This is a genomic window from Nonlabens ulvanivorans (assembly GCF_032922765.1).
GTDB lineage: Bacteria > Bacteroidota > Bacteroidia > Flavobacteriales > Flavobacteriaceae > Nonlabens > Nonlabens ulvanivorans.
Genome location: NZ_CP136694.1, coordinates 2,370,381 through 2,385,804 on the forward strand (window position 1 = coordinate 2,370,381; position 15,424 = coordinate 2,385,804).

12 protein-coding genes and 2 tRNA genes are annotated in these 15,424 nt (G+C 34.7%); 9 read left to right on the top strand and 5 right to left on the bottom strand.

Going from position 1 to position 15,424, the window contains the following annotated elements; translation table 11 throughout:
* Nucleotides 1-31: 31 nt before the first annotated feature.
* Both R1T42_RS10680 and R1T42_RS10685 read left to right on the top strand, forming a co-directional pair.
* Nucleotides 32-1,318, top strand: a complete 1,287-nt coding sequence (locus R1T42_RS10680; protein WP_317290323.1) for a 3-deoxy-D-manno-octulosonic acid transferase — start codon at nucleotides 32-34, stop codon at nucleotides 1,316-1,318.
* Nucleotides 1,296-2,267, top strand: coding sequence for a peptidase associated/transthyretin-like domain-containing protein (locus tag R1T42_RS10685; RefSeq protein WP_317290324.1), 972 nt, complete (start codon nucleotides 1,296-1,298; stop codon nucleotides 2,265-2,267). Before R1T42_RS10680 ends, R1T42_RS10685 begins: the two co-directional genes overlap by 23 nt.
* On the opposite strand, the gene R1T42_RS10690 is transcribed toward R1T42_RS10685, so the two are convergent.
* Both R1T42_RS10690 and R1T42_RS10695 read right to left on the bottom strand, forming a co-directional pair.
* Complete coding sequence (locus tag R1T42_RS10690; protein ID WP_317290325.1) at nucleotides 2,264-2,923, bottom strand: DUF2461 domain-containing protein; 660 nt, start codon at nucleotides 2,921-2,923, stop codon at nucleotides 2,264-2,266. The two genes, R1T42_RS10685 and R1T42_RS10690, sit on opposite strands and share 4 nt — an antisense overlap.
* 81 nt (nucleotides 2,924-3,004) lie before the next feature.
* The gene (locus R1T42_RS10695; RefSeq protein WP_036583784.1) at nucleotides 3,005-3,769 is read right to left on the bottom strand and encodes a LexA family transcriptional regulator; all 765 of its coding nucleotides are present in this window, start codon (nucleotides 3,767-3,769) and stop codon (nucleotides 3,005-3,007) included.
* A 132-nt stretch (nucleotides 3,770-3,901) separates the two neighbouring features.
* Here R1T42_RS10695 and R1T42_RS10700 point away from each other — a divergent pair, with 132 nt between their 5' ends.
* The 7 genes from R1T42_RS10700 to R1T42_RS10730 all read left to right on the top strand — a co-directional run bounded on the left by R1T42_RS10700 (nucleotide 3,902) and on the right by R1T42_RS10730 (nucleotide 12,264).
* The gene (locus tag R1T42_RS10700) at nucleotides 3,902-4,729 is read left to right on the top strand and encodes an SOS response-associated peptidase (RefSeq protein ID WP_036583781.1); all 828 of its coding nucleotides are present in this window, start codon (nucleotides 3,902-3,904) and stop codon (nucleotides 4,727-4,729) included.
* A 14-nt stretch (nucleotides 4,730-4,743) separates the two neighbouring features.
* Nucleotides 4,744-5,028: a hypothetical protein gene (locus R1T42_RS10705; protein ID WP_036585279.1), complete on the top strand. Its 285-nt coding sequence runs from the start codon at nucleotides 4,744-4,746 to the stop codon at nucleotides 5,026-5,028.
* Nucleotides 5,029-5,161: 133 nt separating this feature from the next.
* Nucleotides 5,162-6,379 (top strand): DNA polymerase IV, encoded by a 1,218-nt coding sequence (gene dinB / locus R1T42_RS10710; protein ID WP_317290326.1) that lies wholly within the window; start codon nucleotides 5,162-5,164, stop codon nucleotides 6,377-6,379.
* Between the two features lie 10 nt (nucleotides 6,380-6,389).
* Nucleotides 6,390-9,512 carry a DNA polymerase III subunit alpha gene (locus R1T42_RS10715; RefSeq protein WP_317290327.1) on the top strand — a complete coding sequence of 1,041 codons (3,123 nt, stop codon included), beginning with the start codon at nucleotides 6,390-6,392 and terminating at the stop codon, nucleotides 9,510-9,512.
* Between the two features lie 74 nt (nucleotides 9,513-9,586).
* Nucleotides 9,587-10,849 carry a putative DNA modification/repair radical SAM protein gene (locus R1T42_RS10720; RefSeq protein WP_317290328.1) on the top strand — a complete coding sequence of 421 codons (1,263 nt, stop codon included), beginning with the start codon at nucleotides 9,587-9,589 and terminating at the stop codon, nucleotides 10,847-10,849.
* Complete coding sequence (locus R1T42_RS10725) at nucleotides 10,846-11,649, top strand: TIGR03915 family putative DNA repair protein (RefSeq protein ID WP_317290329.1); 804 nt, start codon at nucleotides 10,846-10,848, stop codon at nucleotides 11,647-11,649. The genes R1T42_RS10720 and R1T42_RS10725 overlap by 4 nt, the downstream gene beginning before the upstream one ends.
* Before the next feature lie 168 nt (nucleotides 11,650-11,817).
* On the top strand, nucleotides 11,818-12,264 hold the full coding sequence (locus tag R1T42_RS10730) for a hypothetical protein (protein ID WP_042244752.1): 447 nt from the start codon (nucleotides 11,818-11,820) through the stop codon (nucleotides 12,262-12,264).
* A 151-nt stretch (nucleotides 12,265-12,415) separates the two neighbouring features.
* Here the strand turns inward: R1T42_RS10730 and R1T42_RS10735 are convergent.
* The 3 genes from R1T42_RS10735 to mutS all read right to left on the bottom strand — a co-directional run bounded on the left by R1T42_RS10735 (nucleotide 12,416) and on the right by mutS (nucleotide 15,330).
* Nucleotides 12,416-12,501, bottom strand: a tRNA-Leu gene (locus R1T42_RS10735).
* A 58-nt stretch (nucleotides 12,502-12,559) separates the two neighbouring features.
* A tRNA-Gly gene (locus tag R1T42_RS10740) sits at nucleotides 12,560-12,631 on the bottom strand.
* Nucleotides 12,632-12,726: 95 nt separating this feature from the next.
* Nucleotides 12,727-15,330: a DNA mismatch repair protein MutS gene (gene mutS, locus R1T42_RS10745; protein WP_317290330.1), complete on the bottom strand. Its 2,604-nt coding sequence runs from the start codon at nucleotides 15,328-15,330 to the stop codon at nucleotides 12,727-12,729.
* Between the last annotated feature and the right edge of the window lie 94 nt (nucleotides 15,331-15,424).

Sequence of the window (15,424 nt, forward strand, 5' to 3'; positions counted from 1 at the left end):
TTTATGTTATTTTTGATTAAAACCTATTAGATTGAAATTATTATACGACAGTCTTATTACCATTACTAAAGCCCTATTACCTATCGCTGGCGTTTTTAATAAAAAACTTCAACTAGGAGCTAAAGGTCGCGCTCATACTTGGGATATATTAGATCAAAGTATTAAGAAAACGATGCCTAAAATATGGGTACACGCTGCTAGTCTAGGTGAGTTTGAACAAGTAGTTCCTGTATTAGAAAAATTAAATAGAGAAAACTATCAAATTGTCCTAACCTTCTTTTCACCAAGCGGTTATGAAAACAAAAAAAACACAACACTAGTAGATACCGTTTGTTATCTACCCATAGATACTACTGCTAACGCATCAAAATTTGTTGAGATTGTAGAGCCGTCACTAGCCATTATGGTGAAGTACGAATTCTGGCCCAATTATTTAAATGAGCTCAAAAAACGAGATATCGTGACCATCTTAGTTAGTGGAGTTTTTAGAGAAAACATGTCGTTTAACAAATGGTATGGGAGCTGGATGACTAAATACTTAAAAGCAATAAATCATTTCTTTTTACAAAATGAAGATTCTTATAGGAACCTTAACCGATTAGGCTATCATAATGCAAGAGTTAGCGGTGATACCCGATTTGATCGTGCGAGTCATCTTATTGAACGAGACAATCAACTCGATTTCTTAGATAGATTTGTAGGTGATAAAAAATGTCTTGTAGTAGGTAGTAGCTGGCCAGAAGATATTCAAGTGCTACAAAAATGGCTCAGAGAAAACTATGAATCTGGTGATTGTAAAGTTGTTATTGCTCCGCATGAAACTGGATCAGATAAGATAAAACAACTTGTGGGACAGCTCGATGATGTACCTATACTATGGTCTTCTTTGAAGCGAAATCAAAAAACGTTGACGCCCAAAAGTGTTACCGCCTTACAACAAAGCAATATTTTAGTTATCGACACTATAGGTTTGTTAACTAAGGTTTATAGTTATGCTACAATTGCCTATGTAGGTGGAGCGATGGGAACTAGCGGTTTACATAATATACTAGAGGCAGCTACCTATGGCGTGCCTGTTATCATAGGTAATAACTATGAAAAATTTCCAGAAGCTGGTAAGTTGGAAGATTTAGGCGGATTATTTTCAGTATCAACGCCTGACGAGTTGATGGAAATTATGGATCAACTACTAACAGATGATTTCTTGAGAGATAAAACTGGAATGATTTGTGGACACTGGATTAATAGTAATACAGGTGCTACTCGAGAAGTGCTTAATTATTTAAAACAAATTGATGAAAAACTGGTTATTTCTTAGTGTATTAATATGTTCTTTAATCTCAACAGGTCAGGACATTACTATTAAAGATACTACTTCTAAAAAAGGAGTTCCCTTTGCGACGATAAGTTTTGGTAATGGTAAGGGAACTTTTGCAGATGATGACGGTATTTTCAGATTTACTAAGAAGCTTTATAAAGACGTAGATTCTCTTTACATATCATCAATAGGCTATCAAGACCTAACTGTTGCAGCAAACTTGGTGAATACTGAAATACTATTGACTCAAGAAGCAGATCAATTAGAGGCTGTTATGCTTAGTGCAGAACTGAATGGTAAGTTCAAAAAGAAAAAGCAGAAACCCATAGCGCATGATAATTACTTTAATTGCTGGTTACCAACTGTAGAATCAGAAATCGCTGTACGCTTTGATAGGATTGACAATCAACCTACACGTATATCACAATTACAATTCCCTATTGTAAAGGAAGAAAGTCAAGTTAGTAAAAAAGGGAAATTAAGGGCCTTTTCTACTATGGTAAGAATTATGTTTTATGATGTTGAAAATGGACAGCCTTCGCATCGATCTTTTTATCCTAGTATGACCTATGTCATTACTGAAAAATCAGATGATGTTATCGAAATAGATATCGATCATTTAAATATTAATATTCCTAAAAATGGAATATTTGCTGCCATACAAATTTTAGGATATACTACACCAGACGGTAAATTAATTAAAGCAAAAAAGTATAGAGAAATACAGACTGTAAGAGGTCTACAAAAAGTATCTACCACCTATAGACCTTTATTACCATTTACTAATGAGGTAGAAGGAAAACAAACTTGGGTAAGACGTATTTTTTATAATAATAAAGAATGGGTTCCATTTGATCTTAATTACAACCCAAATTCTTCTCTAGTGCGTAGTGGTCATGATAATTATGGTATCGGCGCAGAGTTTAAGGTATTTTATAAAGAAGATTAAACTGTAACTGCTTTATTTAGATAAGCTCTAAAAGGTTTCAATTCTTTATAAACCTCGATACACTTTGCTTTAAAATCATCAGCTTGCACTTCATTTTGTGTTAAATCGTGTTGAACCGCAAATGTTTTTAATCGCAATAAGTCGATATGCTCATGATCTTGAGAGTATCCTTTAGGTGCTGTTTTTAAGGAATCGCCATCATTAATGATATGAAAAGTGTCTTTAAAAGACTTTTTATTGAGAATCTTTTTATAATCAGCTCCATTATAATCTATAGCATCCCTTAATGAGCTAAGAATTTCTTTTTTAGGTTTATAAAACCCACCAGCGATAAAAGATTCTCGTGTCCCTAGATGTATATAAAAATCACCTTGCTTCCCATTTGCAGCAAGGTCCATTCCAGCACCAAAATGATCTTTATAAACCGGTTTATTTGGGTGAAACATCAAATTATTATTAATACGATTAATCGCTTTACGACCTGGTGTATCATGATAACCCTTATCAACTTTAACTAGTTCTGTATTCAACTCGTCTAGCCATTGGATATACCAGTTGCGCACCTCTAGATATTGTGACCTATTCTCATCCATCCAGTCTTTAGAATTGTTTTTTTGTAGGTCTCGTAAGAAATTATATAGTTTATAAAAACTCATGACTAATGCTCCATTAAGTTAGCGTGTTTATAAGTAGTTCGCTTTCGCGAAAGCGAATTACAAAAACCTCCTATTCTACACCTATTTTTTAAGCTGAGCAATCTCATCGCGCAAACTATCCAAGCCTTGTTTTAAAGAAATCATGGCTTCTTCACCTTCATGCACATCTAAATCAAAGCTCAACTTTGAATTTACTTCCCAAAGCTCTTTAATTTCAGAAATAGATTGTTCTATAACTGGATAATCTCTATTTAAAGAAATAAGGTTTACTAAATCACTTATCTCAGACTTGCGTAGTTTTTTTACAACAACCGTGTCTGCCGTCACCACCACATGTATGCGGTTATCATTTGCTTGCCTTACACTTTCTACTGCTTTACCCATTACCCATTCTGCAGGTTGTAATACAGGTAACATACTATCGCCGCGCACTTGAAAAGCTCTAAAACTACCTTCCTTATATTGAGGTAAAGGAATGCTAAAGGCAGGCAAATCTTGATACCAATCAGTATCTAGTACATTAGTAGCATAACCTGCACTGGCTTTTATAGGTACCATGATCATATTTTCTCGATCACTAGTATCCATGCTTATAATTTTAGGGGCTGTGCTCGAGGTGGTTTCTAAATGTTTATTATAACTATTGCCATATAACCATAATGGGTTTATATGAAACTGACGCAAGAGCTCGGTCACAATTTTACCAGTAATTTTCTTTTTACCTCGTTCAATATCTGCAGTTGTACTTCCTGCGTCAAGCAGTTCTGCAAACTCAGATTGGGTTTTCCCTAACTCTTCTCTTACTTTTTTAAAGCGTTGTGCCTCTATAGATATCTCTTGTGCCATAGAACAAATATAGGCCTTTTAGGAATAATTCCAATTTTAACATAGGATTATTTCCTATTTATTGGAATTATTCCATATATTTGAAATGTAAAACGGAATGATTCTTGGAATATTTCCATAAAACAAAATATTATGTGTGGAAGAGCAACTATAATAACACCGCAAGAGCAATTAGAAAAGCGCTTTAATGCTGTCTTTAAAAACAATGTTCAATTGCCAGAGAATGTAAATATATCTGCTGGTGAGCAACTTCCTGTAATTACAAGTGAAGCTCCTGGTGAAATTCAACTATTTACTTATGGTTTTACACCACACTGGGCACATAAGCAAACCTACATGTTAAATGCCCGTAGTGAAGGCAGTAATAACATAGAAAATGAAATGGATTATAAGGGAACATTAGGAATATTTAATAAACCTATGTTCAGACATGCCATTAAATCTCAACGATGTTTAATTTTAGTAGATGCTTTTATTGAAGGCCCAAAGCAAGAGAAATTAAACAAGCCTTTTCTGGTTTATCCTAATCGTGATCGTGGCCCATTTGCTATAGCTGGTATACATGATTCATGGCAACATCCACTTACTGGAGAAATTCATCATACAGTAGCCATGGTTACTACAACGGCAAACAGATTAATCAACCGTATAGGTCATCATAGATCACCAGTAATTTTAAGTAAAGAAGATGAGCAACGCTGGATACAACCTGACTTAAGTATTACCGAGATTTCAAAGTTAATGAAGCCTTTTGACTCTAAAGGTTTTAATGCTTACCCTATATCTCAAAAGATTAAAAAACCAGATGCAAATGGTCTTGAATTATTAAAACCTACTGGCGAGAAATTATTTAAAGATTATGACCGCTGTTTATACGAGCGCCTTAAATATGCAGAGGACCATTCATTTACTATAAGGGAAGAACGTCTGGTAGAAGGAGATCAATTCATTTTATTTTAAAAATGTATCAGGATATGAACATAGAACTCATAAAAACAGAACTGACACAACGAGTAGAACAACTTATGGTGTCAAGAAAAACAGGACACCAAACAACTATGAAGGTAGTTTACAAAGTAAAATCTTGGTCAGATAAAATAGCCGAAACAGAAGACCTTATACATAAGGTGTATCACACACTAAATGAAGTACTGTCTCAAAATGGTATTCATTTTAAAAATGAAATTGAAAAAGAAGGCTTTGTAAGTTTTATGGAACCTACAGTAAATGATTTAGTTATTAAAAACATGACCGATTAATTAAACTGTAGACATAAATAAAAACGAGTTATAGCCTATAAACCTCACAGGAAAAATCTTGTGAGGTTTTTTGACCGCTTGTTTTAAGCAATATGTAATTAAAACTGTCACACCACTTCAAAGAATAAAAGCTATGAGCGATAAACAAATCCTACATTTAGATCTCGACACTTTCTATGTTTCTGTAGAGAGAAAAATGGATGCACGTCTTACAAATCGTCCGATATTAGTAGGTGGAACTAGTGATCGTGGCGTTGTAGCAGCCTGCAGTTATGAAACTAGAGGTTATGGTGTCCATAGTGGTATGTCTATGAAACTAGCAAAACAACTATGTCCAGAAGCTGTGGTGATAAGAGGTAATGCTGGTATTTATTCAAAACACTCTGATGAGGTGACTGAAATTATAAAACAAGAAACTCCTCTTTTTGAAAAATCTAGTATTGATGAATTTTATGCAGACCTATCTGGAACAGATCGCTTTTATGGATGTTATAAACTAGCAACAGCAATACGTAAAAAAATCATCGACGAGACTGGATTACCTATATCCTTTGGTCTATCTACAAACAAGGTGGTTTCAAAAATCGCGACAGGTGAAGCAAAACCAAACAGTCAACTTATGATTTCTGAAGGGACAGAAAAACTTTTTATAGCACCACTTTCAATAAAAAAAATACCACAAGTAGGTGATAAAACATATCAAACATTGAGACATCTAGGCATTAAACGTATCCACACCATTCAAGAAATGCCTGAAGAAATGATGATTAATGTACTAGGTAAAAATGGAGGTCTGATATGGCGACGTGCACAAGGAATAGATAACAGACCAGTCGTCGCATTTAATGAACGTAAATCTATTAGTACAGAGCGCACTTTTAATCGCGACACCATAGATATTAAAAAACTCAAATCCATTCTAATTGCCATGACAGAAAACCTAGCTTTTCAATTAAGGCGTGGTGATAAGTTAACTGGTTGCATTAATGTTAAAATAAAATACTCTGACTTTAACACGTATACTAAACAAATGCGCATCCCTTATTGTAGTGCAGATCATATTTTAATTCCACATATCATAGAAATCTTTGAAAAACTTTACAATCGTCGATTATTGATAAGATTAATAGGAATAAAGTTCTCTCACATTGTTAACGGTCACTATCAGATCAACCTCTTTGACGATAATGAAACCTCTATGAATTTATATAAAGCATTAGATAAAATAAGAGAAAAATATGGAGACAGGACTGTTATGAGAGCAGCTGGAATGGAATCAAGAACCATAGGCAGAATGTTAAATCCATTTAATGGGCTACCACCAGTAGTCCTAGCACATCGTAAACAATAAAATACTCAACTTGTATTTAAATAATCACACATATTACTCTTTGCGTTATGGCACTTTTAATGAGCAAGATCTCATTGAACTAGCCCTAGAAAATGGTGTGAAAACAATTGTCCTTACAGATATTAACAACACCAGCGCCTGTTTAAATTTTATAAGACTATGTGCACAACATCAACTACATGGCGTGCTGGGTATAGATTTCAGAAACAATCATCATCAACAATACGTTGGTATTGCAAAAAACAATGATGGGTTTCAAGAGCTTAATACTTTTCTATCGTATCATCTAGAAAATAAAATTCCATTTCCTTCAGAGCCACAAGCCTTTGATAATGTATACCTTATATATCCGTTTGATAAAGCAATAGAGCTTGATAAAGTTCGCTTTCGCGAAAGCGAATTCATAGGTATCTCTACAACCACATTACGTAAAATGCCATTTACTAGTTATGTAAACATGCTGGATAAAATGGTTGTGATGCAAACAGTAAGTTTTAGGTCTAAAAAAGACTATAACGCACATCGCCTATTGCGCTGTATAGACCTAAATATTCTTTTGAGTCAGCTACCAGAGTCGCAACAAGGTAATGTTGAGCAACAAATGATTCCAGTTTCTCAATTAAAAAAAGTTTTTAAAGAATATCCGATAATCCTTCAAAACACGACACAATTATTATCACAATGTCATGTCAGTTTCAATTTTGAAAACGCACAACTTAACGCAAATCAACAAGTCTACAGCACTAGTAAAGAAGCAGATTATGCAAAACTGAGAAAGTTAGCTTATGAAGGCATTAAGGATAGATATGGAGACAGAGAGGATAAGACAGTTGTTATTGAGCGCATAGAAAAAGAAATAGGTATAGTCCATAAAAAAGGTTTTGTTGCATATTTTTTAATCAACTGGCGCATCTGTGAATATGCTCGCAGTAAAGGATTTTTTTATGTAGGTCGTGGTAGTGGTGCAAATAGCATTTTAGCTTATTTACTTAAAATCACAGAGGTTGATCCGATAGAACTAGATCTATACTTTGAACGTTTTATTAATGACTATAGAACCAGTCCACCAGATTTTGATATCGATTTTGCATGGGACGACAGAGAAGATATTACACGCTTTATATTCAATGAATTTAATAATGTAGCGCTGCTAGCCACTTATAATACTTTTCAATATCGAGCAGTAGTAAGAGAATTAGGTAAAGTTTTTGGGTTGCCTAAAACAGATATAGATATGCTTACCACTGGTCATTTTCAACTAGAGCAACTAGATCAAATGCACCAACTGGTATTAAAATACAGTCATTTAATAAAAGGCATGCCTAATTATACAAGCATACACGCTGGCGGAATTTTAATCACGGAAAAACCTATTCATTACTACAGTGCTACCAGTTTACCGCCCAAAGGTTATCGTACGGTTCAATTTGATATGCACATTGCTGAGGATGCTGGGATTCACAAATTTGATATTCTAGCACAGCGTGGCCTAGGGAAAATACGTGATACCATAGAGATCATTAAGTACAATCAACCCGATGCGACTATAGCAAATCTACAAACCGATGTGAAAAAGTTTATGCTAGATCCAGAGATTAATAACATGATCTCACAAGCAAAATGCATAGGTTGTTTTTATATAGAATCACCAGCGATGAGAATGCTATTGAGCAAACTAGCCACTAATGATTATATAGGACTGGTTGCTGCAAGTTCTGTCATACGTCCAGGTGTAGCCCAAAGTGGTATGATGCGCGAGTTTATTTTGCGTACACGCTATCCTGAAAAGCGCAAAGAAGCACATCCCATTATGCAAGAAATAATGCCAGAAACTTATGGTATTATGGTCTATCAGGAAGACGTCATTAAGGTTGCTCACTACTATGCAAAGCTAGATCTTGCTGAGGCAGATGTATTGAGACGTGGAATGAGCGGAAAATATCGTTCTCGTGAAGAGTTTCAAAAGGTGGAACAAAAGTATTTTAAAAACTGTATCGATATAGGCCATGATCCTAAACAGACACAAGAAATATGGAATCAAATTAAGAGTTTTGCTGGTTATGCTTTTGCAAAAGGCCATTCTGCATCATATGCTGTAGAAAGTTACCAAAGCCTTTATCTTAAAAGATACTTTCCACTAGAGTATATGGTAGCCACATTAAATAATGGTGGTGGTTTTTACAGGCCTGAGCTCTATGTTCATGAAGCAAAGATGTGTGGTGCAACTATAGAATCACCGTGTGTTAACCATAGCGATATTGCTAATACTATAAAAGGAACTAGTATCTACCTGGGCTATAGCTATCTCAAAGAGCTAGAGAAAAAAACTATGATACGCATAATAGAGGCTCGTCATCTTAATGGAGTTTTTAAATTCTTAGAAGATTTCATAGATCGAGTACTCATAAGCATTGACCAATTAGCTCTTTTGATACGCATAGATGCTTTTAGATTTACAGGAATAGATCGCTATGAATTGTTATGGCACGCACATTTTAAATTAGATAAGTCACCTCAAAAGTATATACAGAATAAATTATTTGTTACTGAGCATCAGGAAGCAAGTATACCCAGATTACACACAACCGCTTTAGAGATGGCTTATGAACAAATAGAACTTCTAGGGTTTCCTTTGTGCTCTCATTTTGATTTACTGTTAGAGCCACCTCAAAATCATTACGGCCGTACAGAAATGATAGCACATCACAATAAAATGATATTAATGTATGGCTATGTTGTAAACATTAAAACCACTCATACTGCTAAAGGCAAGCGCATGCAGTTCGGTACGTTTTTAGACATTAACGGTGACTTTTTCGATACGGTTATGTTTCCTCCTGTGGCCTCTAAGATCAGCTTTCGCGGAAGCGGAATCTATAAAATATATGGTAAGGTGGTAGAAGAATTTGATTTCTTTTCTATTGAGGTACACAACATGCATAAGGCCGATTATATTCAAGATCCGAGGTATGCAGAAGAGAATCCCCAAACCATGCAACGTTTAGAAAAGCAATCCAACTTACGAGATCGTAGAATGGGAAATGGTAATGGGTATCGTAAGCTAGAATTACCTCTTGAAAAAATAAAAACACATCAACCTAGAGTATCGAGAAAGTCAAGTAAAACTGATTGATTCTCATCTAATAATAAGAATAAAGCAATCATTATATAAAAGAGTTCAAATAAAAGTCTGAATAGTCTATACACATGAATTACGAGAGAATAAAAGAGAAATTAGAAATTCTAGCAGATGCTGCAAAATATGACGTGAGCTGCAGCAGTAGTGGAAGTAAAAGGCAAAATAAGAACAAAGGTCTAGGTGATTCAAGCGGTATGGGTATATGTCATACCTATACTGAAGATGGTCGCTGTGTATCATTACTTAAAATTTTATTGACCAACGTATGCATTTTTGATTGTGCCTATTGTGTGACTAGAAAGTCTAATGACATCAAACGTGCCGCTTTTACTGTACAAGAAGTGGTCGATCTTACTATTAATTTTTACCGCCGCAATTACATTGAAGGATTGTTTTTGAGTTCTGGAATTTTTAAAAGTCCTGATGCTACAATGGAAAGATTGATTAGAGTAGCAAAAAAGCTGAGAGAGGAAGAGAATTTCAATGGTTATATACATCTTAAGTCCATTCCAGGTACTAGCGATGAACTGATGCAAGAAGCTGGGTTATATGCAGATCGATTATCTGTAAATATTGAAATCCCAACTAAGGCTGGATTGAAACTACTAGCACCAGATAAAGATCATAAAGATTTTATTAAACCTATGAAAGCGGTTCAAAACTCTATTCAAATATATAAATCTGAAAAAAAACTTATTAAAAATACACCTATTTATGCTCCAGCTGGTCAAAGTACTCAAATGATAGTAGGTGCTACAGGTGAGAGTGATCGCGACATTATGTATAGCGCAAATTTCTTTTATAATAAATTTCAAATGAAACGTGTTTACTATTCTGGATACATACCTGTGGCAAACGACTCTAGATTACCAGCAATAGGTACAGAGGTGCCCATGATGAGAGAAAATAGGCTTTACCAGACCGACTGGTTATTAAGATTTTATGGTTTTAATATTCAAGAAATATTAAATGAAACTCATCAAAATCTTGATATGGATATAGATCCTAAACTATCGTGGGCATTGCGCAACCTAGACCAATTCCCTATAGACATTAATAAGGCAGATAAAAGAATGATAGCTCGTGTGCCAGGAATAGGAATGCGATCTGTAGGTAAAATTATAAGTGCCAGAAGATATAGAAAACTAAATTGGCAACACTTGAAAGCAATAGGAATCGCTATGAATCGATCTAAATATTTCATGACCTGTGACTCACGCGATTTTGAGACTAGAGATCTTACTAGTTCTAAAATTAAAAACTTAATCATGCTTAACTCTAATAGTAAGTATCATAAAAACTTTAACAATCAACTCAATTTATTCTCATGACTACCACTTTATTATATGATGGTAGTTTAAATGGATTATTAACTACGATTTTTATCATCTATGATCATAAAATAAAATCACCTATTATTTCTAAAGCTTCCAAAACACAAAAAAATCTTTTTGACGGTATGGAGGTCATTACCACAGATATTGATAAAGCAAAACGAGTATGGAACCGTTTTGAATCTCTATGCAATTATAGAGACTCACATCAAGTGTATTGCGCTTTCTTAAGTGAAATAAATGGAATAGAAAATACTATATATGAATATATAAAATCTACTTTCCAAAAGCAAAAAACACCAAGCGGTGATTTCACTAACCCAAGTGTATTAAAAATTGCACAAGCAGCAAAGATGGTAGGTCGTGAAAAGCATCGAATGGAGGCATTTGTTAGGTTTCACTTAATAGATGAAAAAAACTACTATGCTAATATCGAACCAGACTTCAATGTTTTACCCTTAATTACAAAACATTTCAAAAACAGATATGCTGATCAAAATTGGGTCATATATGATTTGAGTCGGAACTATGGAATAAGCTACGATCAAAATATAGTACAAGAAGTTTATATAGACTTTAAAACTCCTAAAGATCAACGAGGAATATTAAATACAACTGCTACTTCTAATAAGAACAATATTGAATTAACGACTGGTTTTCAAGAAAAAGAAAATAATTATAGAGATCTATGGAATCAATATTTTCAAAGTACCAATATAAAGTCAAGAAAAAACCTCAAACTACATGTGCAGCATGTTCCTAAAAGATATTGGAAATACCTAAGTGAAAAACTTTAAAGAACCTCTGATGATTTTTTGAAATCCAATTACGAAATCAACCATTCAACTTCAAATCATAGATGAAATCATACAACTAATCGATAAATAGCTATTTATAATTTAGAAATTAAGTTATTTAATCAAAAAGTATACATTTGTTTAATAAATCAATAAATCTACCTCAAAATGAAAAAATTATTTATCGGAGCGATGGCTCTTTCTCTTATGTTCGCAGTAGGATGTAGAGAAGTAGAAAAAGGAATGGAAGATGCTGCAAACGGCGTTGAAAATGCTGCAGATGCTGCAGGAGATGCTGCTGGCGATGCAATGGACGCTGCTGGTGACGCTGTAGAAAGTGCACAGGACGGTATTGAAAATGCTGGTGACGCAATTGAAAATGCTGCTGACAATGCAACTGGCGCTGCTAAAGAAGGGTTAGACAATGCAAAAGATGCTTTAGATGACGCTGGTGATGCTGTAGAAAGTGCTGCTGGTGACGTGAAAGATGCTGCTAACAAAGCCGTAGATGGAGCTAAAGACGCTGCTAACACTGCAGTTGATAACGCTGGTGATGCTGCTAAAGGTGCTGCAGATAAAGCGACTGAAGCTGGAAAGAAAATGATTGGAAAATAATCCACTTTCTCTTTAAAAAACAAAACCGCCTAAAAGGCGGTTTTTTTATACATCAATATTAAAGCTACTACCTTAAAAGCTCTACACAAATCAATTTCTCAAAAATTATTATAATAAAAAAGAGGCTACCTATTTCTAGATAACCTCTTTGTACTCGAGACGGGACTTGAACCCGTACGGGCATTACTACCCATTGGATTTTAAGTCCAACGTGTCTACCAATTCCACCACTCGAGCGATTGTGTCCACGACACATCATTGGTATTATTAAAATCTTTTTAAGAACAAACTTTAGAGCGAAAGACGGGATTTGAACCCGCGACCTCCACCTTGGCAAGGTGATGCTCTACCCCTGAGCTACTTTCGCAAAATTGAAAAACTCAAAAGCTTTTCAAAGCGAGTGCAAATTTAACAACTTTCCTTTATCTGCAAAGCGTTTCAATTAAAATTATTTGATAAAAATTATTTTCCTTGAAGCATACGTTTAATCTCGTTAAGTTTCATGAGTGCTTCTACTGGAGTAAGCGTATCTATATCAACCATAAGTATCTCTTCTTTAATGTTTTGCAACAAAGGGTCGTCTAGGTTGAAAAAACTCAATTGCAATTCTTCTTCTTGAGTATCCTGCAAAACTTTTTTAGAATCCTCTTGTTGATGACTCTGTTCAAGTCTTTTTAAAATTTTATTTGCTTTTTTAATGACTTGCTGTGGCATTCCTGCCATCTTTGCCACATGAATACCAAAACTATGATGACTACCTCCAGGTATAAGTTTTCGCATAAATAATACTTTATCCTTTAATTCCTTTACCTCAACATTAAAGTTCTTGATACGGTCGAACATTTCCGTCATCTCATTTAATTCATGATAATGAGTTGCAAAAAGAGTTTTAGGCATGTAAGGATGCTCATGTAAGTACTCAGTAATCGCCCACGCTATAGAAATCCCATCGTAGGTGCTTGTTCCTCTTCCTATTTCATCTAGCAGCACTAAACTACTTTTACTAATGTTGTTAAGTATGCTAGCACTTTCATTCATTTCTGTCATGAATGTAGATTCTCCTTGAGAAATATTATCACTTGCACCTACTCGAGTAAAAATTTTATCTACAATACCCATTTTAACATCTGTCGCAGGAACAAAACTTCCCATTTGTGCAAGTAGTACAATCAATGCTGTCTGTCTCAATATTGCCGACTTACCACTCATGTTAGGACCAGTAATCATTATGATTTGCTGTTGATCTCTATCTAATAAAACATCATTAGGTATATATGGCTTATCTGCAGGAAGCATCTTTTCAATTACGGGATGTCTACCACCTGTTATTTCTAAAGCGTCACCTTCTAATAGTTGCGGTCTAACATAATTACTTTGGACAGCATGGGCAGCAAATGATATCAAACAATCCAATTGTCCAATTAATTGAGCATTATTTTGAATCACTTTTATAAAAGGCACTATTTCCTGAACTATTTTATCAAAAAGCTCTTGCTGAAGAGCGTTAATACGCTCTTCAGCTCCTAATATTTTTGATTCATACTCCTTTAATTCTTCAGTAATATATCGCTCTGCATTAACCAGTGTTTGCTTTCTAATCCACTCTTCTGGAACTTTATCTTTGTGAGTATTTCTCACCTCAATATAATATCCAAATACGTTGTTACTAGCAATTTTTAAACTGGTTATACCGGTCTCTTCTGTGTGTCTTGCAAGCATGTTATCCAGATACTCTTTTCCACTATTAGCGAGACCTCTCAACTCGTCTAATTCACTATTATAACCAGCAGCGATGGTTCTACCCTTTAAAATATTTACAGGAGCTTCCTCATCTATAGACTCTTTAATTAATTGAGTCATGTGTGTACAAGCATTAAGATTATCCCCTAATACCTGTAAGGCTTTATTTCCAGAACTTTCAGCTATTTTTTTTACTGGCTCAATGGCCTCAAGACTATTTTTAAGTTGTACAACCTCTCGAGGACATATTTTCCCTACCGCAACTTTAGAAACTAACCTCTCTAAATCACTCATGCGTTTAAACTCAAGTTTAATCGCATTCAAAGTTTCTGCAGATTTTGTAAAAAACTCCACTATATCATGTCTTTTCTCTATCTGCTGTTTATTTTTTAATGGAAATGCTAACCATCTTTTCAACATTCGACCACCCATTGCCGTTGTAGTTTGATCTATAATATCTATCAGAGTGACTGCTCCTGTACTTAATGCTTGATACAATTCAAGATTGCGCACAGTAAATCGATCCATCCACACATAATCCTCGTCTGCGATTCTAGAGATTCCAGCAATATGATCTACCTTGTTATGTTGGGTCTCTTCTAAGTAATGTAAAATTGCACCAGCAGAAATGATGGATTCTTCTAATTTTTCAATACCAAATCCCTTTAAAGAATTGATTTTAAAATGTTTTAATAACGATTCATGGGCAAAATCTATTTGGAACACCCAATCTTCTAAAAAGAAATACGGCAAATCGTAAGGGAAGTCATTTTTTAATAGCGTCTTATCCTTACGATTAATTAATACCTCGCTAGGATTGAAGTTTTGCAACAGTTTATCAATTTCTTCTCTTGACCCTTGACTCACTAAAAATTCACCTGTAGAAATATCTAAAAACGCTACACCATAAATATTCTTATTTACAGATACAGCGGCTAAAAAGTTGTTGCTTTTGGACTGCAGCACCTCATCATTAAGTGCTACACCAGGTGTGATTAACTCAGTAACACCTCTTTTTACTATCGTTTTAGTTTGTTTAGGATCTTCTAATTGATCGCAAATAGCAACTCGCTCACCTGCTTTTACTAATTTAGGTAAATAGGTATTCATAGAATGATGAGGGAAACCTGCTAGTTCAATAGGTTCTCCACCATTATTTCTACTGGTTAAGACAATATTTAAAATACGTGCAGTCTTAATTGCATCCTCTCCAAAGGTTTCATAAAAATCTCCAACACGGAAAAGCAACAACGCATCTGGATATTTAGTCTTTATCCTGTTGTACTGTTGCATTAATGGAGTGACCTTCTTAACCTTCTTTGACAAACCGTATACTTATGAGTGAGCATCAAAAATACGATTCTGTTACCGCTAGTTACGGCAATTCAAAGAGCATTTTTCAACAGCTTGTCAGTCTTAG

Bases quoted from the DNA above. Each gene is read 5' to 3' on its own strand.
- R1T42_RS10685 (WP_317290324.1), top strand. From the start codon at position 1,296: ATGAAAAACTGGTTATTTCTTAGTGTATTAATATGTTCTTTAATCTCA.
- R1T42_RS10690 (WP_317290325.1), bottom strand. From the start codon at position 2,923: ATGAGTTTTTATAAACTATATAATTTCTTACGAGACCTACAAAAAAAC.
- R1T42_RS10695 (WP_036583784.1), bottom strand. From the start codon at position 3,769: ATGGCACAAGAGATATCTATAGAGGCACAACGCTTTAAAAAAGTAAGA.
- R1T42_RS10700 (WP_036583781.1), top strand. From the start codon at position 3,902: ATGTGTGGAAGAGCAACTATAATAACACCGCAAGAGCAATTAGAAAAG.
- R1T42_RS10705 (WP_036585279.1), top strand. From the start codon at position 4,744: ATGAACATAGAACTCATAAAAACAGAACTGACACAACGAGTAGAACAA.
- dinB (WP_317290326.1), top strand. From the start codon at position 5,162: ATGAGCGATAAACAAATCCTACATTTAGATCTCGACACTTTCTATGTT.
- R1T42_RS10720 (WP_317290328.1), top strand. From the start codon at position 9,587: ATGAATTACGAGAGAATAAAAGAGAAATTAGAAATTCTAGCAGATGCT.
- R1T42_RS10725 (WP_317290329.1), top strand. From the start codon at position 10,846: ATGACTACCACTTTATTATATGATGGTAGTTTAAATGGATTATTAACT.
- R1T42_RS10730 (WP_042244752.1), top strand. From the start codon at position 11,818: ATGAAAAAATTATTTATCGGAGCGATGGCTCTTTCTCTTATGTTCGCA.